The organism is Cellvibrio sp. PSBB023, from assembly GCF_002007605.1.
In the GTDB taxonomy this organism is placed as follows: Bacteria; Pseudomonadota; Gammaproteobacteria; order Pseudomonadales; family Cellvibrionaceae; genus Cellvibrio.
The window spans coordinates 3,403,887-3,425,424 of the sequence record NZ_CP019799.1; the positions used below are offsets into that span (position 1 = coordinate 3,403,887).

At 49.7% G+C, this 21,538-nt stretch carries 20 protein-coding genes; 4 read left to right on the plus strand and 16 right to left on the minus strand.

Features of this window, described 5'->3' with window-relative positions; all coding sequences use genetic code 11:
• Positions 1 to 70: 70 nt before the first annotated feature.
• From atpA to rpmH, 16 genes are all read right to left on the minus strand, one after another.
• A complete protein-coding gene (atpA, locus tag B0D95_RS14725) occupies positions 71 to 1,615 on the minus strand; it encodes a F0F1 ATP synthase subunit alpha (RefSeq protein ID WP_007639064.1) in 1,545 nt (514 codons plus the stop codon).
• Between the two features lie 23 nt (positions 1,616 to 1,638).
• Positions 1,639 to 2,175 carry a F0F1 ATP synthase subunit delta gene (locus B0D95_RS14730; RefSeq protein ID WP_078044605.1) on the minus strand — a complete coding sequence of 179 codons (537 nt, stop codon included), beginning with the start codon at positions 2,173 to 2,175 and terminating at the stop codon, positions 1,639 to 1,641.
• Between the two features lie 11 nt (positions 2,176 to 2,186).
• Complete coding sequence (locus B0D95_RS14735; protein WP_040391052.1) at positions 2,187 to 2,657, minus strand: F0F1 ATP synthase subunit B; 471 nt, start codon at positions 2,655 to 2,657, stop codon at positions 2,187 to 2,189.
• A 48-nt stretch (positions 2,658 to 2,705) separates the two neighbouring features.
• Entirely contained in the window at positions 2,706 to 2,942 is a 237-nt protein-coding gene (gene atpE, locus B0D95_RS14740) for a F0F1 ATP synthase subunit C (RefSeq protein WP_007639073.1), read from the minus strand.
• A 66-nt stretch (positions 2,943 to 3,008) separates the two neighbouring features.
• On the minus strand, positions 3,009 to 3,917 hold the full coding sequence (gene atpB / locus B0D95_RS14745) for a F0F1 ATP synthase subunit A (RefSeq protein ID WP_078044606.1): 909 nt from the start codon (positions 3,915 to 3,917) through the stop codon (positions 3,009 to 3,011).
• 52 nt (positions 3,918 to 3,969) lie between these two features.
• Entirely contained in the window at positions 3,970 to 4,353 is a 384-nt protein-coding gene (locus B0D95_RS14750) for an ATP synthase subunit I (protein WP_168172461.1), read from the minus strand.
• A gap of 263 nt (positions 4,354 to 4,616) precedes the next feature.
• Complete coding sequence (locus B0D95_RS14755; RefSeq protein ID WP_078044608.1) at positions 4,617 to 5,528, minus strand: ParB/RepB/Spo0J family partition protein; 912 nt, start codon at positions 5,526 to 5,528, stop codon at positions 4,617 to 4,619.
• 26 nt (positions 5,529 to 5,554) lie between these two features.
• Entirely contained in the window at positions 5,555 to 6,355 is an 801-nt protein-coding gene (locus B0D95_RS14760) for a ParA family protein (RefSeq protein WP_078044609.1), read from the minus strand.
• Between the two features lie 35 nt (positions 6,356 to 6,390).
• Positions 6,391 to 6,996, minus strand: coding sequence for a 16S rRNA (guanine(527)-N(7))-methyltransferase RsmG (gene rsmG / locus B0D95_RS14765; RefSeq protein ID WP_371453679.1), 606 nt, complete (start codon positions 6,994 to 6,996; stop codon positions 6,391 to 6,393).
• 129 nt (positions 6,997 to 7,125) lie between these two features.
• The gene (gene mnmG, locus B0D95_RS14770) at positions 7,126 to 9,036 is read right to left on the minus strand and encodes a tRNA uridine-5-carboxymethylaminomethyl(34) synthesis enzyme MnmG (protein ID WP_078044611.1); all 1,911 of its coding nucleotides are present in this window, start codon (positions 9,034 to 9,036) and stop codon (positions 7,126 to 7,128) included.
• Between the two features lie 662 nt (positions 9,037 to 9,698).
• Positions 9,699 to 10,478, minus strand: a complete 780-nt coding sequence (locus B0D95_RS14775) for an AAA family ATPase (protein ID WP_078044612.1) — start codon at positions 10,476 to 10,478, stop codon at positions 9,699 to 9,701.
• Between the two features lie 79 nt (positions 10,479 to 10,557).
• The gene (mnmE, locus tag B0D95_RS14780) at positions 10,558 to 11,922 is read right to left on the minus strand and encodes a tRNA uridine-5-carboxymethylaminomethyl(34) synthesis GTPase MnmE (protein ID WP_078044613.1); all 1,365 of its coding nucleotides are present in this window, start codon (positions 11,920 to 11,922) and stop codon (positions 10,558 to 10,560) included.
• Positions 11,923 to 11,931: 9 nt separating this feature from the next.
• Positions 11,932 to 13,593, minus strand: a complete 1,662-nt coding sequence (gene yidC, locus B0D95_RS14785; RefSeq protein ID WP_078044614.1) for a membrane protein insertase YidC — start codon at positions 13,591 to 13,593, stop codon at positions 11,932 to 11,934.
• 1 nt (position 13,594) lies between these two features.
• Positions 13,595 to 13,897: a membrane protein insertion efficiency factor YidD gene (gene yidD, locus B0D95_RS14790; RefSeq protein ID WP_371452258.1), complete on the minus strand. Its 303-nt coding sequence runs from the start codon at positions 13,895 to 13,897 to the stop codon at positions 13,595 to 13,597.
• Positions 13,875 to 14,366, minus strand: coding sequence for a ribonuclease P protein component (gene rnpA / locus B0D95_RS14795; RefSeq protein ID WP_078044615.1), 492 nt, complete (start codon positions 14,364 to 14,366; stop codon positions 13,875 to 13,877). The genes yidD and rnpA overlap by 23 nt, the downstream gene beginning before the upstream one ends.
• Positions 14,367 to 14,472: 106 nt before the next feature.
• Entirely contained in the window at positions 14,473 to 14,610 is a 138-nt protein-coding gene (gene rpmH / locus B0D95_RS14800; RefSeq protein WP_078044616.1) for a 50S ribosomal protein L34, read from the minus strand.
• Positions 14,611 to 15,103: 493 nt separating this feature from the next.
• Between rpmH and dnaA the strand changes: the two genes are divergently transcribed.
• The 4 genes from dnaA to gyrB all read left to right on the plus strand — a co-directional run bounded on the left by dnaA (position 15,104) and on the right by gyrB (position 21,508).
• Positions 15,104 to 16,681 (plus strand): chromosomal replication initiator protein DnaA, encoded by a 1,578-nt coding sequence (dnaA, locus tag B0D95_RS14805; RefSeq protein WP_078044617.1) that lies wholly within the window; start codon positions 15,104 to 15,106, stop codon positions 16,679 to 16,681.
• A gap of 93 nt (positions 16,682 to 16,774) precedes the next feature.
• On the plus strand, positions 16,775 to 17,878 hold the full coding sequence (gene dnaN, locus B0D95_RS14810; RefSeq protein WP_078044618.1) for a DNA polymerase III subunit beta: 1,104 nt from the start codon (positions 16,775 to 16,777) through the stop codon (positions 17,876 to 17,878).
• Between the two features lie 34 nt (positions 17,879 to 17,912).
• A complete protein-coding gene (gene recF, locus B0D95_RS14815; RefSeq protein ID WP_078044619.1) occupies positions 17,913 to 19,037 on the plus strand; it encodes a DNA replication/repair protein RecF in 1,125 nt (374 codons plus the stop codon).
• 50 nt (positions 19,038 to 19,087) lie between these two features.
• Complete coding sequence (gene gyrB / locus B0D95_RS14820) at positions 19,088 to 21,508, plus strand: DNA topoisomerase (ATP-hydrolyzing) subunit B (protein ID WP_078044620.1); 2,421 nt, start codon at positions 19,088 to 19,090, stop codon at positions 21,506 to 21,508.
• Positions 21,509 to 21,538 lie beyond the last annotated feature (30 nt).

Below are 21,538 nucleotides of genomic sequence, written 5' to 3' on the forward strand. Positions count from 1 at the left end.
TCGAACTCAGGTTAACGGCCTAAGACGCTGAGCCATAAAACCGATAATCATCGGTTTTATGGCCGCCAAATTACCAGGTGCGGCTTGCTTTCAGCTTGGTGATCAGCTCTTTGAATTTGCCTTCGAGCTCGCCATTCCAATCACCGGTGGCATCAATCTGCGCCATGGTGTCAGCGTATTCCGAGCTGGCAAACGACAAGAGTGCCGCTTCAAAATCAAGCACCTTGCTCACGTCGATATCTTTCAGATGACCTTCGTTAGCCGCATAAAGTACCAAAGCCATTTGGCCAACGCTCATCGGCGCAAATTGCTTTTGCTTCATCAATTCAGTCACACGTTGACCGTGTTCCAATTGTGATTTGGTCGCTTCGTCCAAATCAGAAGCAAATTGCGAGAAGGCAGCCAATTCGCGGTATTGTGCCAACGCGGTACGGATACCACCGGAGAGCTTTTTAACCACTTTAGTTTGTGCAGCACCACCCACGCGCGATACCGAAATACCGGCGTTCATCGCCGGACGAATGCCCGAGTTGAACATGGACGATTCAAGGAAGATCTGTCCGTCGGTAATAGAAATCACGTTGGTTGGAACGAATGCAGACACGTCACCCGCTTGAGTTTCAATGATCGGCAATGCGGTCAAGGAACCGGTTTTGCCTGTCACTTCACCCTTGGTGAATTTCTCAACATAAGCTTCGCTTACACGAGAAGCGCGCTCGAGCAGACGGGAGTGCAGATAGAACACGTCGCCAGGATAGGCTTCACGGCCTGGTGGACGACGCAACAACAGGGAGATTTGACGGTAAGCCCAAGCTTGCTTGGTCAAGTCATCATAAATGATCAGTGCGTCTTGACCGCGATCGCGGAAGTACTCACCCATGGTGCAGCCGGCAAATGCGGCCAGGAACTGCATGGATGCAGGGTCAGAAGCTGTCGCTGCAATCACAATGGTGTGATCCATCGCGCCGTTCTCTTCCAACTTGCGTACTACGCTGGCTACCGAAGAGGCTTTTTGGCCAATCGCCACATAAATACACTTAATGCCAGAACCTTTTTGGTTGATGATCGCATCAACCGCAATGGCAGTTTTACCAATCTGACGGTCACCGATGATCAGCTCACGCTGGCCACGGCCGATAGGTACCATGGCATCGATCGCTTTCAAACCGATTTGTACTGGTTGGTCAACTGACTTACGCCAAATTACGCCCGGTGCAATTTTTTCAACCGCATCAGTCATTTTGGTGTTCAGCGGACCTTTACCGTCGATGGGATTGCCCAGCGCGTCTACTACGCGACCCAGCAGTTCCGGACCAACAGGTACTTCCAGGATACGACCGGTACACTTACATTTCTGGCCTTCGGCCACACCACGGTAATCGCCGAGAATTACTGCACCAACAGAGTCGCGCTCCAGGTTCAGTGCCATCCCGTAAATTCCGCCTTCAAATTCGATCATCTCACCGTACATAACATCGGCGAGACCATGAATGCGAATAATACCGTCAGTTACGGAAACGACAGTACCTTCGTTTTGAGCTTCTGTTGAAAACTCAAGACCAGCAATACGCTGCTTGATGATTTCACTGATTTCAGAAGGATTCAGTTGCTGCATGCTCTGTTCCTCAACCCCAAAGATTAGGATTTCATTGCTTCGGCGAGTTTAGCCAAGCGCCCACGGACTGAACCGTCAATCACCATGTCACCGGTGTGGATAACAACACCACCCAGCAGGCTCTTATCTACCGAACCCTGAACACTGACTTTACGATCCAATTTGGCACTCAGTGCTTGAGCCAATTTGTTTATCAAGTCAACCGGCAACTCAAATGCTGCGGTCACCTCAACATCGATGGTTTTTTCTTGCTGGGCTTTCATTTTGGCAAACAGCTCTTTTACAAAGGGCAAGAGTGCCAAACGTTTATTGCTCGCAAGGGTGTGGATGAAATTCTGTTGATTCTCATCCAATTGATCACCACAAACTTGTACAAAAACGGAAGCTTTTTGCGCCGCAGAAAGACCAGAAACAGCCAAGGCTTTTTTAACCTGATCTTGCTCTGCAACGGCGGCTGAAACTTCCAGAGCTTCAAACCATGACTGCAATTTATTGGCAGCGATGGCGTATTCAAATGCTGCTTTGGCGTAAGGCCTAGCCAAGGTGGTTAGTTCAGCCATGTCTACCTCTCTTAGAGCTCTGCAGCGAGTTTATTAACCAACTCGTTGTGAGCATTTTGATCGATAGAAGATTCAAGAATTTTTTCCGCACCCGCCAGAGCAAGAACAACCACTTTGCTGCGCAATTCTTCTTTTGCACGTGCAGTTGCCTGTTCAATTTCTGCTTGGGCAGAGGCCTTGATACGCTCAGCTTCTACACGCGCCTTCTCTTTTGCTTCTTCAACAACTTCGATAGCGCGCTTGTTAGCTTGATCAATAATGGCAGCAGCTTCTTTCTTGGCAGAAGTCAGTTGCTCAACCACTTTCTTTTTGGCCAGTTCGAGATCTTTTTCGGCTTTATCTGCAGCCTGGAGCCCATCAGCGATACGCTTGGTGCGCTCTGCCATTGCCGCAACAATGGGTGGCCACACAAAACGTTGTGTCAGGTAAATGAAAATGGCAAACGCCACTATCTGACCGATGAAAGTTGCATTAAGGTTCACAGTTGAATGCCTTTGTTAAAGGGATTTAATGTTTATTTCGAGCAGTACTTAAACAACAGCAAACAAAATGTACATGCCGATACCAACACCAATCATTGGAACCGCATCCACCAGACCCATCACTACGAAGAACTGGGTACGCAACATTGGCAGTAATTCTGGTTGACGTGCAGCGCCTTCCAAAAACTTGCCACCCAAGAGTGCTACACCGATTGCAGCGCCGATTGCGCCCAAACCGATTACCAGTGCACCTGCCAAATAAATCAAAGCTGTTGCTTCAGTCACAGTGTTTTCTCCTACTTAAGTTGATAAAAATTAAAAACAAAACCAAAAAACAATTAAAAATGAAAACTAGTGTTGCTCATCCGTTTGGAACGCCATGCTCATATACACAATGGTAAGTACCATAAAGATAAAGGCTTGCAAGGCGATAATCAGGATGTGGAACAGTGCCCAGATGATCTGCAGTGACATACCGAATACACCCAGAACCAAATTCACACCGATCATGATTGCAATCAGGATAAAAATAACTTCGCCCGCATAGAGGTTACCGAACAGACGCAAGCCCAGTGAAATAGGTTTGGCGATCAAGTTGGATAATTCGAGTACCAGGTTTACCGGGATCAACAGGGTTTGAACAATAACGTTGCTGCTGCTGAAAGGGTGTAAGGTCAATTCTTTAGCAAAACCCAGAATGCCTTTCTCGCGGATACTGAAGAACAAAATCAGAAGGAAAACGGTAGCGGCCATACCCAGTGTGATATTGGGGTCAGTAGAAGGAACCACTTTAAAGAATACCGAGTGGGGATCTGCACCCAACACATGAACACCGAAGAGTTCAGCGGTTTTCGGCAACAAGTCGATGGCAATCAAATCCATGGCATTCATGAAGAATACCCACACCAGAATCGTTAATGCCAAAGGACCAACAACTGCGCTTTTGTAGGGAAACATGCCTTTTACGCTGTTATCTACAAATTCAACTACTGCTTCAATCCCGTTTTGAAAACCGGTCGGCACACCGCTGGTTACTTTTTTGGCAACACTGCGGAACAAGAGGAAAAAGACTGTACCCAATACCAGAGACCAGCCCATGGTATCGACGTTGATAGACCAGAACCCCATTTGTGCGGCTTCGTCACTGCTATGCGCGAAACCCCAGGTACCATCAGGCAATTTGCCATAGGTGAGGTTGGTAAGGTGGTGTTTAATGTACTCAGAGGACGTTATTGCTTCTGCGTGTTCGGCGGATGACATCGTTAAGTTCCAAATGACCAAAGTTGAAAGCGGTTTTGGCTGTGGCCACTCGTTAGCGGCGCACTAGCGGATACATCCAGGCAACGGCCTGGACTATCACATAGGCCAGTATCATTACGGCGGCATGGAATGCATTGGTGAGAAATGCAAACTGCTTGAACGCCAGTAAAAATAACAAGGCGGTAATAATAAATTTGCCCAAGGCGCCCACATAAAACGACGCAAGTATCTTTTGGGCAGGCGCGCCCAAGGGTGGGCGAAACGCCATCAGCACCAACCAGCCATTTGCTGCTGTGCTTATGATTCCACCGCATAGCAATGAAATTGCAATCTGATTATTTGCTGCAAGACCTGCAGCGCCGAGTACCAGTGTGAAACACCATTGTGCCAACACGGCTTGAAGAGCAAAGTCACGCCCCTTGAGATAACGAGACACAGTGGCTCTCCATTTTTGGCGGCGGCATTCTGTCACAAAGGATTGCGCATTACCATTAGGTAATAAGCTTATGCACCGAGTGCCCAAACGTCGCGCATTATAGAGACTAACCCCCCTAGCAGCAACCACCGGGCTAGCACTAAATCCAAATAGTGACTAGTAAATTCGCTGTAAATTTAACAATCAATCTGTTTATGAGGAAACAAATTGCCCTAATGAGGGGCAGGCAATCCGCAACGCCGCCCCGCAACCAGCCATTTGTTTTATTTGATATGCCCAAGAATGCCATCGAGTTCATCAAGGGAGTTGTAGCTGATGACCAACTTACCCTTGCCCTTGTTGCCATGCTGGATCTCAACACCGGCACCCAGGGTTTCCGACAGTTGGTCCTGCAGGCGGCGGATATCCGCCGACACCTGCACCTCGGGTTTTGCCTTGTCCTGATTTTTGTTTTCCTGATGCAAGCGCACCAACGCCTCGGTCTGGCGAACCGATAACCCCTTGGCAACAATCTGGCGGGCAATCGCACGCTGGGCATCGGCTTCCAGGGTGAGCAGTGCACGGGCGTGACCCATTTCCAGATCGCCGTGTTCGAGCAGGGTTTTAACCTCATCGCTCAGTGCAATCAGGCGCAGCAAATTGGTGATGGTGGTCCGCGATTTACCCACTGCTTGTGCAACTTCGGCGTGGGTTAATTCAAATTCATCCTGCAAGCGCTTGAGTGCGACGGCTTCTTCGATGGGATTGAGATTTTCGCGCTGGATATTTTCAATCAGCGCCATGGCGATGGCAGCTTCGTCCGGTACATCGCGAATAACGGCGGGGATTTTGTCCAACCCGGCAATTTGCGTAGCACGCCAGCGGCGCTCACCGGCAATAATTTCGTAACGGCCTTCGCCAATCGGGCGCACCACAATGGGCTGCATCACACCTTGGGCTTTGATCGACTCGGCCAACTCTTCCAGTGCTTCGGTATGCATATCGCGACGCGGTTGGTACTTACCGCGCTGAATTAATTCCACTGGTAAGTGGGCGAGTTTGCCGTCGCGGTAATCCAGTTTGCTATCCACCTCGGCAGGATCAAGCGGCATTTCCGGCGCGGGCGCAGTTACGCCCAAACCTGCACTCAAGAGTGCATCCAAGCCTTTTCCTAATCCTTTGCGTTTAGTCGACATCTGCATTCGCCTTGTAAAAAATTGGGTTAAATCGTTTCTGCCGCGACGGCGGTTTTACCGGAGCTTTCATTGCGACGCAAAATTTCACCGGCCAGCGCCAAGTAAGCAATTGCGCCTTTGGATTGACGATCAAACGCCAATACCGGCATACCAAAACTGGGCGCCTCTGCCAGTCGCACATTGCGTGGAATACAGGTGCGATAGAGGCGATCACCAAAGTGCTGTTGCAATTGCGCGGACACATCGTTGGTCAAACTGTTGCGCGGATCATACATGGTGCGCAGCAAACCTTCGATTTTTAAATTCGGGTTGAGCAGTTTTTGAATTTGGTTGATGGTGCCAACCAATGCCGACAAACCTTCCAACGCATAATATTCACACTGCATGGCGATGATTACGCCATCGCAGGCGGTCAGCGCGTTAAGGGTGAGCATGTTGAGCGATGGCGGGCAGTCGATCAGGATGTAATCAAATTGATCGCGCACTTGATGCAGTGCGTTTTGCAACCGGCGCTCTTTGTTATCCAGTGCCAACATTTCCACTTCAGCGGCGGTCAAATCGCCATTCGCGGGCAACACCTGATATTTGCCGCTTTCCGATAACACCAGGCAATCGGTAATCGACTCGCGCTCGGTCAGCACATCGTAAATGGATTTTTCCACGTCGTTTTTATTAACACCACTGCCCATAGTAGCGTTGCCCTGTGGATCGAGATCCACCAACAAGACACGCTTTTTGGTGGCGACCAGTGATGCAGCTAAATTCACGCAAGTGGTGGTTTTGCCCACTCCACCTTTTTGATTGGCAATGGCGTATATCTTGGTCAAGTGAAAATCCTATAACCACCCAGTGGTTGAAAATTTTATTGTTGCGGTTGCAGTACCAGCAAATGGCGTTCGCCATCGGTCTCGGCAACCAACAGTTTTACACTTTCGATTAATGCAATTTTATCGGCGATGGGCGCCAGTTCATCCTGTGGGAATAAACCTTTCATCGCTAAAAAAATACCGTCTTTGTCCAACAGGTGCGCGCAGCCATCAGTCATATCTTGCAAACTGGCAAAAGCCCGGCTGATAACGGCGTTAAATTTCTGCGTTGGTTGAAATTCTTCCACCCGGCGATTTTCCACAGTGACATTGGTTAAGCCTAACAGGGTTTTTACGTGGAATAAAAACCGCGTTTTTTTGCCATTGCTGTCAAGCAGGGTAAATTGCTGTTCCGGAAACATTATTGCCAGTGGAATACCCGGCAGTCCGCCACCGGTGCCAACATCAATTACCCGCGCAGCGGAAAATTTTTTGTTGGCAGTAAACCAGGGCACCACACTTAAACTGTCTAGCAGGTGGCGGGCAACCATCTGCCTGATTTCGCGCACTGCCGACAGATTATAGGCTTTGTTCCATTTTTCAAATTCGCGCACATAGGCTAACAGCTGTTCAATCTGCGTTTCATTGAGCACCACCGACATCTCTGTGGCACCGCGCAATAATTGGGCGCGCAATTCAGTGTGTAAATCAGTCACTCGTTACTCTTTTTTAAAAATGGGTAGGATGGGTTAAGCACAAGCGATCCCATCGGATTTTATATCCATGTTTGATTAAGACGCCTGTTGTTCAGGCGCATCGTCTTGCAAGCGTTTTAACACGCCGCGTTTTTTCAAATAAATCAGCACCAATGAAATTGCAGCTGGTGTGATACCGGAAATACGCGCCGCGCGCGCCAGGGTTTGCGGCCGCGCAGCGGTCAATTTTTGTTTGACCTCATTGGATAATCCATCCACCACTGAATAATCAAAGTCATCCGGGATAATGGTATTTTCATAGGCGCGCAGGCGATCTACATCTTCTTGCTGACGTTCGATATAGCCGGAATATTTTGCTTCGATCTCAACTTGTTCCGCCGCCGCTTCATTGGCGATGGCTTCTCCTTTGAGCGAAGCAACATCGGCGTAGCTCAATTCTGGACGGCGCAACAAATCCATCAAACTGTATTCGCGCGTGAGTTTGGTCTGGATTTTTTGTTCCACTTGTTCTGCTTCTGCAGAACCGGCTTGAATCCAGGTAGAACGCAAACGCTCTTGCTCAAGCGCGATTTGCTCACGCTTGTCGCAGAAAATTTTCCATTGTGCATCGCCGATCAAACCAAATTCGCGCGCTTGTTCGGTGAGGCGCAAATCAGCATTGTCTTCGCGCAACAACAAACGGTATTCGGCGCGACTGGTAAACATGCGGTAGGGTTCTTTGGTGCCAAGGGTAATCAAGTCGTCCACCAATACACCGGTGTAGGCTTGGTCGCGCGTTGGGCACCAGGCCGCTTTTTCTTGCGCGCGCAGCGCCGCGTTTATTCCCGCAAGCAAACCTTGTGCGCCGGCTTCTTCGTAACCGGTGGTGCCATTGATCTGGCCAGCAAAAAATAAACCGCCGATCACTTTGGTTTCCAGACTGTGCTGCAAATCCTGCGGATTGAAATAATCGTATTCAATCGCGTAACCGGGACGCAGGATGTGCGCGTTTTCAAAACCTTTCATCGAGCGCACGATTTCCAGCTGCACATCAAACGGCAAGCTGGTGGAAATTCCGTTGGGGTAAAGCTCGTGGGTAGTCAACCCTTCCGGCTCAATAAATACCTGATGTGAATCCTTATCCGCGAAGCGGTGAATTTTATCTTCGATCGATGGGCAGTAGCGCGGGCCGATGCCTTCAATCACGCCCGAGTACATGGGCGAGCGATCGAGATTGCGACGAATCACGTCGTGGGTTTTTTCATTAGTGTGGGTGATGTAGCAGCAAATTTGTTGCGGCTGCATGGCGCGATTGCCCATCACCGACATCACCGGACGCGGTTCATCGCCGTATTGTTTTTCCAGCACAGCCAAATTAACGGTGCGCGCATCAACGCGCGGCGGGGTGCCGGTTTTTAAGCGATCAACGCGCAGCGGCAGTTCACGCAGACGCTTTGATAACGCGATCGACGGCGGATCACCGGCGCGGCCACCGGAATAATTTTGCATGCCGATATGGATCAAACCACCCAGGAAAGTCCCGGCAGTGAGCACCACCTGGTTGGCCATAAATTTCAGGCCCATCTGGGTGACCACGCCGCGCACCTGATCATTTTCCACAATCAGGTCATCAGCGGCTTGTTGGAAAATCCATAAGTTTTCCTGGTTTTCCAGGGTTTCACGGATCGCCGCTTTGTAGAGGATTCGGTCGGCCTGGGCGCGGGTCGCACGCACAGCGGGGCCTTTGCGCGCGTTCAATACACGGAATTGGATGCCGCCTTTATCGGTTGCCAGTGCCATAGCACCGCCCATGGCATCAATTTCTTTTACCAGATGGCTTTTGCCAATCCCGCCAATGGCCGGGTTACAGGACATTTGGCCGAGGGTTTCGATGTTGTGCGAGAGCAATAAGGTTTTACAGCCCATGCGCGCTGCCGCCAGACAGGCTTCAGTACCGGCATGGCCACCACCGATCACAATCACATCAAAACGATCCGGGAAAATCATCGCTTACTACCTTGCAGCCGGGCTGCGTACTAATACCTTGAACAGGCGTGGAGACAAAAGGGGCGACATTATAGGGCTTGTCAGTGTTTTGCACAAAACTTGTACAGGGATTAATCAGTATAAATTTTCCTCACCAGAATCAGCCTCCAGCAAGCATCAACTTATTCAAAAAAACGGTTCGCGTTACAACAAAGGAGAATATTTTATGAAATGAATATATGTATTGTTATTTATGTATTTAAAAGATGTAGTTATATATGTAGCTGACTATTTATGTGGATAAGACAAAAAAGTAATTGTTTTTCAATAGGTTAAATCAAGGATAAGGCTCTGAAAAAGCATCGCGCAAACTGCGCTTAAGCTGCTCAGAAGCTGGTTGTAAAAGCCTGAGTTATACAGCGAGGCCGCGAAAAGTTACTTATCCCCAAAAGCCTGCCCAGCTTTTGTCATCAACACCCACAGGCTTGTACACACAGGATCAATTTAGCTGTTGAAACAGTATTAAAAACAAGCATTTAGACAATAAAACTCGATTCAACTGTGGATAACCTGTGTAACTGTGTGGAAAAACATGAAGATAAGCCTGAATAAAGGTGTCTTTTACTGGAAGGTTTGCTTTTTTAAGCAGAGATTTGTTGGTGCAGCTATTTAAGGAATCAGGATCAGGAGGCGCCTTGGGAATCCAGCTCTTCTGACTTATTAATGGAGTTATCCAACCATTGGGGGGGAGCGATCTGTGCATCCAGCCAATTCAGGAGTAGCGACCAATCCTGTCGGTCGCGTTCATGACTTTGCTGTGGGTAGTCGGCAATGCCACGTCCTTCACTGTAGGCGCGTACGTAATTCTGGGTATCTCTCAGGGTCGCAGGATAGGGAATATTCAGGCTTAGCAGGAATCGCTGCAATCGCTCCCAAGCCTGGGTTTGCTGTTTGACGCGATTGGCGACTACCGCAATAGGTCGACGGTGGCGGCGCATACTTTGGGTTAACAGGAGATCCCCGATAAAACGGGCACTAGCCCTTATGTCGATATCCGATGGCAAGACGGGGACTATGATCAGATCATGGTTCTGGATCAGGTCATCCAGTGCCATACCCGACAGGCCGGGAGCGGCGTCGGTAATTAACCAGCGGGTGGATTTGGGGGCCCGCCATTGAAAGCTGCGGGTGATACGGCTATTTAATTCTATTTTTACGCCAAAAATACCGGGCAGGTCGGCGTTGCGGGAGTTGATCCAGTGACTGGCTGAACCCTGTGGATCCGCATCGACCAGTGCTGTGGGATCGCCCCGTTTGGCCAGCCAACTGGCGAGATTGGTACTGACGGTGGTTTTCCCCGAACCGCCTTTGCCATTGATGACCAAAATACGGCAGGCAGACAACATCTGGATCGCCACCATGGGATCACTGTTATTTTTGATGCTATTCGGCGGATTGGGCATGGATGGTGTCTACAGTGCTTATTTAATAAGCAGTATAGACACCTGAATGGATTTAGGTAGAACCAGACGACCTAAAGGCTTATTTACCAATACAAAAACTGCTGAAAATGCGACCTAATAGATCATCCGGCGTAAATTCACCGGTGATTTCACCCAAGGCATTCTGGGCGTGGCGCAGGTCTTCGGCGAGTAATTCACCGGCGGCGTAGCCTTGTAATTGCGCTTGGCCGGAGGCGAGGAAGTGATTGGCGCGCTCGAGGGCGTCCAGATGGCGACGGCGTGCGGTAAAACCACTTTCGCCGCTATCGCTAAAACCCATAATAGTTTTCAGGTGGTGTTTCAGTGCATCGATACCGGCACCGGTAGCAGCGCTGATGCCTATATAAGTCGCTCCAGCGTCTGATTCAAACAGCCCCGCTGCTTCGCTGCTGAGGTCGATCTTGTTGCGAACCAGGGTAATTTTGCCTGGATCTTGCAGTTTTTCCACAAAGTCCGGCCATATGGTGTGGGGATCAGTATGTTGGCTTTGGCGGCTATCAACCAATAACAACACGCGATCTGCCTGTTGGATTTCTTGCCAGGCGCGTTGGATACCGATTTGCTCAACTTCATCCGGGCTTTCGCGCAAGCCCGCGGTGTCGATGATGTGCAATGGCATGCCGTCAATGTGGATATGCTCGCGCAGCACATCGCGGGTAGTGCCTTCAATACTGGTGACAATGGCGGATTCACGGCCGCTAAGGGCATTGAGCAGGCTGGATTTACCGGCATTGGGGCGACCGGCGATAACGACGCGCATACCGTCGCGAACCAGGGCACCCTGGCGTGCTTCTTTAAATACCTGCTGCAGTTTGCCGATGATGCCGTCCAGATCCCGCGCGACTTTGCCATCACTTAAAAAGTCGATCTCTTCTTCCGGGAAGTCGATAGAGGCTTCCACATAGATGCGTAGGTGAATCAATGCATCGACCAGTTCGTGGATTCTTTTGGAAAATGCACCTTGTAGTGAGTGCAGGGCATTGCGTGCGGCTTGTTCGGTAGTGGCATCGATTAAATCGGCGATGGCTTCAGCCTGCGTCAGGTCGAGTTTATCGTTTAAAAAGGCACGCTCGGAAAACTCACCGGGGCGGGCGAGGCGAATGCCGAGCTGGGTAATTTCACGCAGGAGCAAATCAAGGATCACCGGCCCGCCATGACCCTGGAGTTCAAGGACATCTTCACCGGTAAAAGAGTGGGGCCCAGGGAAAAACAAGGCTATGCCCTGGTCGAGCACATCTCCGCTGCGATTTTTGAAATCGCAATAATGGGCATGGCGCGGTTGGAGCTGGATATTCAGGAGTTGTTCGGCGACCAGACGGGCTTTGGGGCCGGAGACGCGGACTATGCCGACACCACCACGGCCAGTGGCGGTGGCTATGGCAGCGATGGTGTCGGTAATGATCATAGTGCTAACTTACTTGTGAGAAGGTTCTGCGTCGATTTGTTTGGTAATGATGTACTGCTGCAGAATCGACAAGCTGTTGTTGGTCACCCAGTAAAGTACCAAACCGGCGGGGAACCAGAGGAACATAAAGGTGAAGATCAAAGGCAGCATTTGCATAATGCGCGCTTGCATCGGGTCGGTCGGCTGCGGGTTCAGCTTCTGCATGAAGTACATGGTAATGCCGTAGATGATAGGCAATACAAAGTAAGGATCTTTGACCGACAGGTCGAGAATCCAGCCGAAGAATGGTGAGTGGCGCAGTTCAACCGATTCCATCAGCACGTAGTACAAGGCGAGGAATACCGGCATTTGAATCAGCAGCGGCAAACAACCACCGAATGGATTCACCTTTTCGGTCTTGTACATCTTCATCATTTCTTGCGAGAACTTCTGGCGGTCATCGCCATAACGCTCTTTCATTTCAGCCATTTTCGGCGCTAATTTGCGCATTTTCGCCATGGATTTATAGCTGGTAGCCGACAATTTGAAGAACAGGAGCTTCACACAGAGGGTCAAACCAATAATGGCCAAGCCCCAGTTACCCACCAGGTTGTGGATAAACTTCAGTACTAAAAATAGCGGTTTAGCTACCCACCACAACCAGCCATAGTCTACGGTCAGGTCCAGATAGGGGGAGATTTCTTCCAAACGCTTGGTATCTTTTGGACCCGCATAGAAACCGGCGCTGATTACACCCTGACTACCGGCCGCAACTTCATTTACCTTGCCGGTAAAACCCATCAAATACAGGTCATTGTTGCCCAACTTGCGCAGATGGTAGGTGTTTTGGCTATCGGCATCGGGAATCCAGGCGCTGATGAAGTAGTGTTGCACCATGGCAACCCAACCGCCTTTTTCAGTGGTTTTAAACTCTTTCTCGGCGATTTTGGCAAACGTGAGCTTTTTGTAATTCTCGTCAGTGGTAGTGATTGCCGCACCAAGGAAAGGATTCATTTCCAAGGCACTGACTTTGACGAAGTTTTGGCTGTCACGCTTGATTTGACCATAAAGTTGGGCTGACCAGGCTGCGGCACTTTGGTTGTCGATCAGGTAATCCACCTTGATCAAGTAATCGCCACGGGTAAACGTAAAGCGTTTGGTGATTTTCACATCGCCCTGTTGCAACACCAGATCAACCTGCAGTTGTTGCTGGCCATCAGCCAGTTGGTAGCTTTGTTGTTCGCTGCTAAACAACGGGCGACCCTGGGCGGTATCGGTACCGTTCAAGCCGATCAAACCGCTTTGTGCCAGATAAGTATGGTTGTCGCGATTATCGAGCAGCACAAAAGGTTGATCCGGCGTATCCAATTTCAGGAAGTGGCGTGGCAGTGCCAGTTGCACAATGTCGCCGCCCAATGGATTGATCACCAGATCAAAGCTGTCGGTTTTTACCGTGATGAGTTTTTCAGCGGCCAATTCAACTTTGGCGGCTTCACTCAACTCATTGGCGGCAACCGGAATCTCACTGGTTGCAGAAGGTACTGCACCAGTTGGTGTTGCTGCGCTGGAGGAGGTTTGTGATGCAACGGCTGCCGGTGCAGGACGTTGTTCCTGGAATTCATGCCAGCGAATAACCAACATCAACAAGGTAGCGAGAATTGCCGCTATTAATAGGTTTTTTTGCCAATCCATCTTAATGACTGCCATCAGTAGTGTGTGAATGGGTAGAAGAACAACAGGTTTTTTTAACCTCTGGCACCGGATCCAGACCGCCTGCATGCCAGGGGTGGCATTTTAGTAGGCGACGCAGGGTTAGATAAGTCCCTACAACAAATCCGTGCTTGATGATTGCCTCTTCCGAATAATGGGAGCAACTGGGGTAAAAACGGCATTGATTGCCAATCCAGGGGCTAAGTACATAGCGATAACCATGGAGCAGCTTGACCGCCATCCATACCAGGCCCTGATTTAGCTTAGTGACCAGCCGTTTTACCATCTGCATTTACCTGCGGTGGTTCCGCGTTTGCTGCCAGTGAGCTGTGCGTGTGCGATGTTAACCGATGATGGCGCATTTTTTTGAAAATTCGCTGCCATTGTTGATTCAGTTGTTGGGTAAATTCGCTGTTCGATAACTTATCCAGACCCGTGCGTGAGAGCAGGATCATATCCACACCGGCAAATGCCTGTTGCTGCAGACGAAAATTTTCACGTATCAACCGTTTCATGCGGTTGCGTTCTACCGCATGGCGAATATGTTTTTTCGCCATCACCAAACCCAAACGGGCATGTGGCAACTGGTTGAAACGGGCGAGGATCAGGAAGTTCTGGTGCGAAGCGCGCAGGGGAGCATCATCAAAAACGGGTTTAAAGTCAGCGGCGCAGAGTAAACGAAGGGATTTGCCAAAACGAAAGTCTTGGGCTTGATTCGAACTAGCAGGCTGTTGAAATTCTATTTCGGCTGGCATATGTGCGCTAAAAATAGTCTAGGAGTGACCGTCATCGACTACCTTTATCCCACATCTGCCAATAACGAATTTCAACAAACTGCTAGTGAACCAATAAGCGGCGTAATTAAACGCGAGTCAGCTCAGCACGGCCTTTTGAACGACGACGAGCTAAAACTGCACGACCACTTTTGGTCGCCATACGAGCACGAAAACCGTGGTTGCGAACACGCTTCAGATTGCTGGGTTGGAAAGTTCTTTTCATGATAAACCTGTTAAAAATCCTGAGTTAATTCACACGGTGTGCGAAAAGAGGCGTGATTCTAATGAAAGCCACTGGCTAAAGCAAACAATTTTGTGCAAATAATCTACAAAAGCGAATAAATCTTCTTGTGTACAAAATTTACCGCTTTGCCCCCAATTTACTCATGGGTTGTTAACAGGTTTATCCACAGAAAAAGTGGTTTTTGGTGATTTCCCGCTGTTTTTAGTTACTTCGGTCACTGTATGTAACTGGTTGAATTTTAATAGCTAAGTTTGAATCTATTGAATTTATTTTGGCTTTTACTGTGGATAACTTCAGGGTGCGAGAGTAGACTTGCTCCCCCTTGTATAAATTGTTCGCCAGTCGTTTCATTTATCACTCGGGTTTGTCATTGTTCGGCCGGTTTCCTCTGTGGAAACCTGTGGACGTCTTGTCGCCGTTTACCTCTCTTTTAATAACCAACAAACGCCGTCGCGTTTCGGGAGTTTTTGTTTTGCTGCAGTCGATTTGGAAACTATGTGCCGCCAGCTTGCAGGATGAATTGCCATCGCAGCAATTCAACACCTGGATTCGGCCACTGCAAATTGATGAATCTGCCGCTCCCTCCGAACTGCGTTTATTGGCGCCTAATCGTTTTATTTGCGATTGGGTAGCAGACAAATTTCTCAACCGGATTCGCGAGCTGGCCGGTCACTACCATCAGGATGCCAATCTGCAAGTAGCAGTGGGTGTTGCCCCGCGTCCTGCGGCCGGATTCCAGGCGCCACCGGTGGCACCTAATCGTTTTGAACGCCCGGCGCCAGCACCGGCTGTATTTGTCACCCAGAATTCATCGGTGACGGATAATCTGGCCTTTGTGCCGGCTAATGATGAGGCGCGCGCGGTTCCGGCTTACACATCCCCGCTCAATTCTGGCAACTTTGCTGCTAAAAGCAGTGAATATGATGTTAACGTGCCCGTTATTGTTGAAGATTTGCAAGTCGATAACACCAGCCGTGATACCAGTAACCGCGCCGCAGCAGATATAGAAGTAGAAGGCGGGCTCAAACACAGTAATTATTTAAATGCCGGTTCGACCTTTGCCACCTTCGTCGAAGGTAAGTCCAACCAGTTAGGTCTGGCCGCTGCGCGACAAGTGGCTGAAAACCCCGGCGGTGCCTATAACCCGCTGTTTATCTACGGTGGTGTTGGCTTGGGGAAAACTCACTTGATGCAAGCCGTGGGCAATGCGATGGTGGCCAAGAACCCCAACGCCAAAGTGGTTTACCTGCATTCCGAACGCTTTGTGGCTGATATGGTAAAAGCGCTACAACTGAATGCTATCAATGATTTCAAGCGCTACTATCGCTCGATGGATGCACTTTTAATTGACGACATCCAATTTTTTGCCGGCAAAGAGCGTTCACAAGAAGAATTCTTTCACACCTTTAATTCATTGCTCGAAGGTGGCCGTCAGATTATCCTCACCTGTGACCGTTTTCCTAAAGAAATCAATGGCCTTGAGGAGCGACTCAAGTCGCGCTTCGGCTGGGGATTAACCGTAGCGGTTGAGCCGCCGGAGTTGGAAACCCGGGTAGCGATTTTGATGAAAAAGGCAGAGCAGGTGAATATTGACCTGCCACACGAAGCAGCCTTTTTTATCGCCCAACGCATCCGCGCCAATGTGCGTGATTTGGAAGGAGCGCTCAAGCGGGTTATTGCCAGCGCCAATTTTACCGGTCGGGCAATTGATGTTGAGCTGGTGCGTGAAGCCCTGAAAGATTTGTTAGCCCTGCAGGATAAACAGGTCGGTATCGACAATATCCAGCGGGTGGTGTGTGAATATTACAAAATCAAAATGAACGACATGATTTCCAAGCGTCGCAGTCGTTCAGTGGCGCGCCCACGTCAGGTGGCTATGGCTTTGGCAAAAGAGTTGACCAATCACAGCCTGCCGGAAATAGGTGAAGCCTTTGGTGGCCGCGACCATACGACTGTCTTGCATGCCTGTCGCAAAATCAAGGAGCTGCAAGAGGAAACGGCGGATATCCGCGAGGATATGAAAAACCTGTTACGTTCCTTAACCACCTGATTTTATTGCGTTAATTGTTAGTTATTGTTCTTTGTTTTGTGCACTGAGATAAAACCCAAATAAGTCCCGGAAGATTACCAAAGAGACCATCACATGAAATTTGCCGTATCTCGCGAAGCCTTGCTGAAACCCTTACAACTGGTAGCTGGTGTGGTGGAGCGTCGTCAAACGCTGCCGGTATTGTCGAACGTACTGATTCAATTAAATGGCGATCAATTGTCGCTGACCGGTACGGATTTGGAAGTGGAAATTGTGGGTCGTATCACCCTGGAGCAAGCGGGCCAATCCGGTGAGATTACTGTACCGGCGCGCAAGCTGGTGGATATTTGCCGCTCCTTACCTGATGGCAGCAATATCGAATTTACCCTGGAAGAAAACCGTATTCTGGTGAAATCCGGCCGCAGCCGTTTTACCTTGTCGACCTTACCAGCCGGTGATTTCCCGAATGTGGAAGATGCACCCGGTAATCTGCGTTTCAGCTGTGCACAGCAAGAAGTAAAACGCCTGATTGAACGCACCGCATTTGCCATGGCTCAGCAAGATGTTCGCTATTACTTGAATGGTATGTTGTGGGAAGTCCGCCAGGATCAACTGCGTGTTGTTGCTACCGATGGCCACCGTATGGCTATGTGTACTCGCGCTGTAGCCGTTAACACCAGCGACGTTGTGCAGGCCATTCTGCCGCGCAAAGGTGTACTGGAATTATCCCGCTTGCTGGATGACTCTTCTGCCCAAGTTGAAGTTGTACTCAGTGCCAATCATATCCGTGTGACCTCTATGGACTATACCTTCACCTCCAAACTGGTGGACGGCAAGTTCCCTGAATACGAACGTGTATTACCGCGCGGTGGCAATAAAGTAGTGATAGGTTCGCGCCTGGAGTTGAAACAAGCCTTTGCTCGCACCGCGATTTTATCCAATGAGAAATACCGTGGCGTGCGCTTGTTATTGTCCGATGGCAGCTTAACCATAGTCGCCAACAACCCCGAGCAGGAAGAAGCGGAAGAACAGGTGACTGTGGATTACACCGGCGATTCTCTGGAAGTCGGTTTCAATGTGAGTTACTTGCAAGATGTCACCAATGTAATCAGTAACGAAAACGTGAAAATTACCCTGTCGGATGCTAACTCCAGTGCACTGCTGGAAGAGCCGGAAAACAGCGATTCTCTCTATGTTGTTATGCCAATGCGCCTCTAAGAGGCCATTGGTATAAGCCATTCCTGCCGGTCATATGACCCTCAAACGTCTTTTTATTCAAAACCTGCGCAATCTTGAAGGGGTAGATATTATTCCCTCGGCGCAGGTGAATCTTATCTTTGGTGAAAACGGCTCGGGTAAAACCAGTATTCTGGAAGCCATAAACCTGTTGGCCTTGGGGCGATCCTTTCGCAGCCACAAACACAAACCGCTGATCCGCCACCAACAACAAGCCTTTACGGTGTTTGGTCGTGTACATACTGATGATCATTCAGAGGTGCCTATTGGCATCACTCGCGCAATGGACGGTGAAGCCAGCTTTAAAGCGAATGGTGTGGTTGTCTCTTCAGCGGCTGATCTTGCGGCTTATCTTCCTGTTCAAGTCATCAATTCCGATACATTTTTATTACTGGAAGGTAGTCCCAAGGTACGGCGACAGTTTATCGATTGGTTAGTGTTCCACGTGGAACCTCAATTTTACCCGGCATGGAAGGCTATCCAACGTTGCCTCAAACACCGCAATAGCCTGTTGCGGCGTGATAGAATAGACCGCTTTGAATTGGCCAGTTGGGATCAGGAATTAACGATTCTTACTGAAAAAATTCACGAGTTACGTTCTGCCTGTATGGCGGAGTTTGAATCCAATCTTTCCGACTTGCTGCGGGAGTTTGTTAAGGTGGATGGCATCAAGCTCAGCTACTATCGCGGCTGGGACAAAGAGCGAGATTATAGCGATATACTCGCAGAAGGTTTTGAACGGGATCAACGTTTGGGTTATACCCAGATGGGAAGCCACAGGGCAGACTTAAAAATAACGGTGAACGGCCAGGACGCGGCAGAATTGCTGTCTCGCGGCCAACAAAAGTTACTGGTCTGTGCATTGAAGATCGCCCAAGGCTATGTGTTTAGCCGCATCACCGGGCGTAAGTCTATTTATCTCGTAGATGATTTACCGGCAGAGCTGGATGATAAACATCGCAAGCTGCTGGTGCATTGGTTGCACACCATGCAAACCCAGGTTTTTATTACCGGTGTGGAGCAAGAGACTCTCTTATCCAGCTGGCGCGATAGAACGGAGATAGTCCCTAAAATGTTCCACGTGGAACAAGGCAGGGTAACAGAGGTCAGCGAAATCCTGGCTTCTGGATTGAATGAATAAGTCATCAGCCTGTTGCTGATCGCTACTGAACAAAAAAGCGGAGAAATGCTATGTCAGAAGAGAATGTTTACGACTCGTCCAGTATTAAGGTCCTCAAGGGCCTGGATGCGGTGCGTAAGCGCCCAGGGATGTACATTGGCGACACCGATGACGGCTCAGGCCTGCATCACATGGTGTTTGAAGTCGTGGATAACTCTATCGATGAAGCGCTGGCAGGGCACTGTGATGAAGTGCGTGTCATTATTCATCCGGATGAAACTGTCTCTGTCTCTGACAATGGTCGTGGTATCCCTACCGAAATGCACGAAGAGGGCGTCTCCGCTGCCGAAGTTATCATGACGGTATTGCATGCCGGTGGTAAGTTCGATGACAACACCTATAAGGTTTCCGGCGGCTTGCACGGTGTAGGTGTGTCAGTGGTTAATGCCTTATCTGAGTGGTTAAAACTGACGATTCGTCGTGGCGGCAAGATTCATGAACAAATTTATCGCCATGGTGTACCTGATGCACCGCTTGCTGTGGTGGGCGACTCGACCACAACCGGTACTGAAATTCACTTCAAACCCTCGGCGGAAACCTTCACCAATATCGAATTTCACTTCGAATTATTGGCTAAACGCCTGCGCGAACTCTCATTCCTGAACTCTGGCGTGCGTATTGTATTGAAGGATGAACGTAGCGCCAAAGAAGAGGTTTACCAATACGAGGGTGGTTTGCGTGCGTTTGTGGATCACTTGAACAAGAACAAAACTACCATTAATAAGATGGTGCACTTTGTGTCGCTCAAGCGCGATGACGGTATAGGTGTGGAAGTGGCGCTGCAGTGGAACGATTCCTTCCAGGAAAACCTACTTTGCTATACCAACAATATTCCCCAGCGTGACGGTGGTACCCACTTGGCGGGCTTCCGTGCGGCGCTGACCCGTGGTTTGAATAACTACATCGAGAAAGAAGGCATCGCCAAAAACGCCAAAGTGGCTACTACCGGTGATGATGCCCGTGAAGGTCTGACGGCGATTATCTCGGTAAAAGTGCCTGATCCTAAATTCTCCAGCCAGACCAAAGATAAGCTGGTTTCCTCCGAGGTGAAAACCGCGGTAGAGCAGGAGATGAACGAACACTTTGGTGCCTACTTGCTGGAAAACCCGCAAGAAGCCAAATCGATTGTGGGTAAGATGATTGATGCCGCTCGTGCCCGTGAAGCTGCGCGTAAAGCCCGTGAAATGACTCGCCGTAAAGGCGCGCTGGATATTGCTGGCCTGCCTGGTAAGCTGGCGGATTGCCAGGAAAAAGACCCGGCATTGTCTGAACTCTACCTGGTAGAGGGTGACTCTGCGGGCGGTTCCGCTAAACAAGGTCGCGCGCGTAAAACCCAGGCGATTCTGCCGCTCAAGGGTAAGATCCTCAACGTAGAGAAAGCCCGTTTTGACAAGATGTTATCCAGTGCAGAAGTGGGTACGCTCATTACTGCATTGGGTTGCGGTATCGGTAAAGAAGATTACAACCCGGAAAAACTGCGCTATCACAGCATCATTATCATGACCGACGCCGACGTCGACGGTTCACACATTCGCACCCTGTTATTGACCTTCTTCTTCCGTCAGATGCGCGAATTGATTGAGCGTGGCCACATTTATATCGCCCAACCACCACTGTACAAAATCGCCAAAGGCAAGCAGGAACAATACTTGAAAGACGAAGCGGCGATGACAGAGTTTCTGACGCAGGCCGCTTTGGAAGATGCAAGCCTCCACGTTAACCCCAGTGCGCCACCCATTGCCGGTGAAGCCTTAGAGAAACTGGTTTACGAATACCGCAAAGTGATGGCGACGATTGAGCGTTTGTCGCGCCTGTATCCTGCTGATGTGCTGGAAAAAATGATCTACTTACCGGCAGTTCGCCCTGAGCATTTGGCGGATCAAGGCCATATGCAGCAATGGTGCGACCAGATGGCTGCCCATTTCAGTATCGACGCTCGCGCCGGTAGTCAGCGCTATATCATCACCGTGCGTGAAGACACCGAGCGTCACCTGTTTATGCCCCAAGTAGAAATCACTGCCCACGGTATTGCGACGCCTTATCCGTTTAACCACGACTTCTTCGCCTCGGGCGAATACGCGTCTATTGTCTCCTTGGGCGAGAAACTGGAAAACCTGATTGAAGACGGCGCCTATATCCAGCGTGGTGAGCGTAAACAACCATTGTTCAAGTTCGCTGAAGGCTTGGAATGGTTAATGAAAGAATCACGCAAAGGCTACAACATCCAGCGCTATAAAGGTCTGGGCGAGATGAACCCGGAGCAATTGTGGGAAACCACCATGAACCCGGAAACCCGTCGCATGCTGCGTGTAACGATTCAAGATGCTATCGCCGCCGACCAGATCTTCACCTGTTTAATGGGCGATAACGTGGAACCACGCCGGGAGTTTATCGAAACCAACGCCTTGGCTGTGGCTAACCTGGATATATAACCAGTGTCGAATCTCATTCGGCGTGAACTT

What these genes read in the sequence shown, in the direction of transcription:
- atpA (WP_007639064.1), bottom strand. Translation starts at nt 1,615, where the DNA reads ATGCAGCAACTGAATCCTTCTGAAATCAGTGAAATCATCAAGCAGCGT.
- B0D95_RS14730 (WP_078044605.1), bottom strand. Translation starts at nt 2,175, where the DNA reads ATGGCTGAACTAACCACCTTGGCTAGGCCTTACGCCAAAGCAGCATTT.
- atpB (WP_078044606.1), bottom strand. Translation starts at nt 3,917, where the DNA reads ATGTCATCCGCCGAACACGCAGAAGCAATAACGTCCTCTGAGTACATT.
- B0D95_RS14755 (WP_078044608.1), bottom strand. Translation starts at nt 5,528, where the DNA reads ATGTCGACTAAACGCAAAGGATTAGGAAAAGGCTTGGATGCACTCTTG.
- rsmG (WP_371453679.1), bottom strand. Translation starts at nt 6,996, where the DNA reads ATGTCGGTGGTGCTCAATGAAACGCAGATTGAACAGCTGTTAGCCTAT.
- mnmG (WP_078044611.1), bottom strand. Translation starts at nt 9,036, where the DNA reads ATGATTTTCCCGGATCGTTTTGATGTGATTGTGATCGGTGGTGGCCAT.
- B0D95_RS14775 (WP_078044612.1), bottom strand. Translation starts at nt 10,478, where the DNA reads ATGCCCAATCCGCCGAATAGCATCAAAAATAACAGTGATCCCATGGTG.
- mnmE (WP_078044613.1), bottom strand. Translation starts at nt 11,922, where the DNA reads ATGATCATTACCGACACCATCGCTGCCATAGCCACCGCCACTGGCCGT.
- yidC (WP_078044614.1), bottom strand. Translation starts at nt 13,593, where the DNA reads ATGGATTGGCAAAAAAACCTATTAATAGCGGCAATTCTCGCTACCTTG.
- yidD (WP_371452258.1), bottom strand. Translation starts at nt 13,897, where the DNA reads ATGGTAAAACGGCTGGTCACTAAGCTAAATCAGGGCCTGGTATGGATG.
- rnpA (WP_078044615.1), bottom strand. Translation starts at nt 14,366, where the DNA reads ATGCCAGCCGAAATAGAATTTCAACAGCCTGCTAGTTCGAATCAAGCC.
- rpmH (WP_078044616.1), bottom strand. Translation starts at nt 14,610, where the DNA reads ATGAAAAGAACTTTCCAACCCAGCAATCTGAAGCGTGTTCGCAACCAC.
- dnaN (WP_078044618.1), top strand. Translation starts at nt 16,775, where the DNA reads ATGAAATTTGCCGTATCTCGCGAAGCCTTGCTGAAACCCTTACAACTG.
- recF (WP_078044619.1), top strand. Translation starts at nt 17,913, where the DNA reads ATGACCCTCAAACGTCTTTTTATTCAAAACCTGCGCAATCTTGAAGGG.
- gyrB (WP_078044620.1), top strand. Translation starts at nt 19,088, where the DNA reads ATGTCAGAAGAGAATGTTTACGACTCGTCCAGTATTAAGGTCCTCAAG.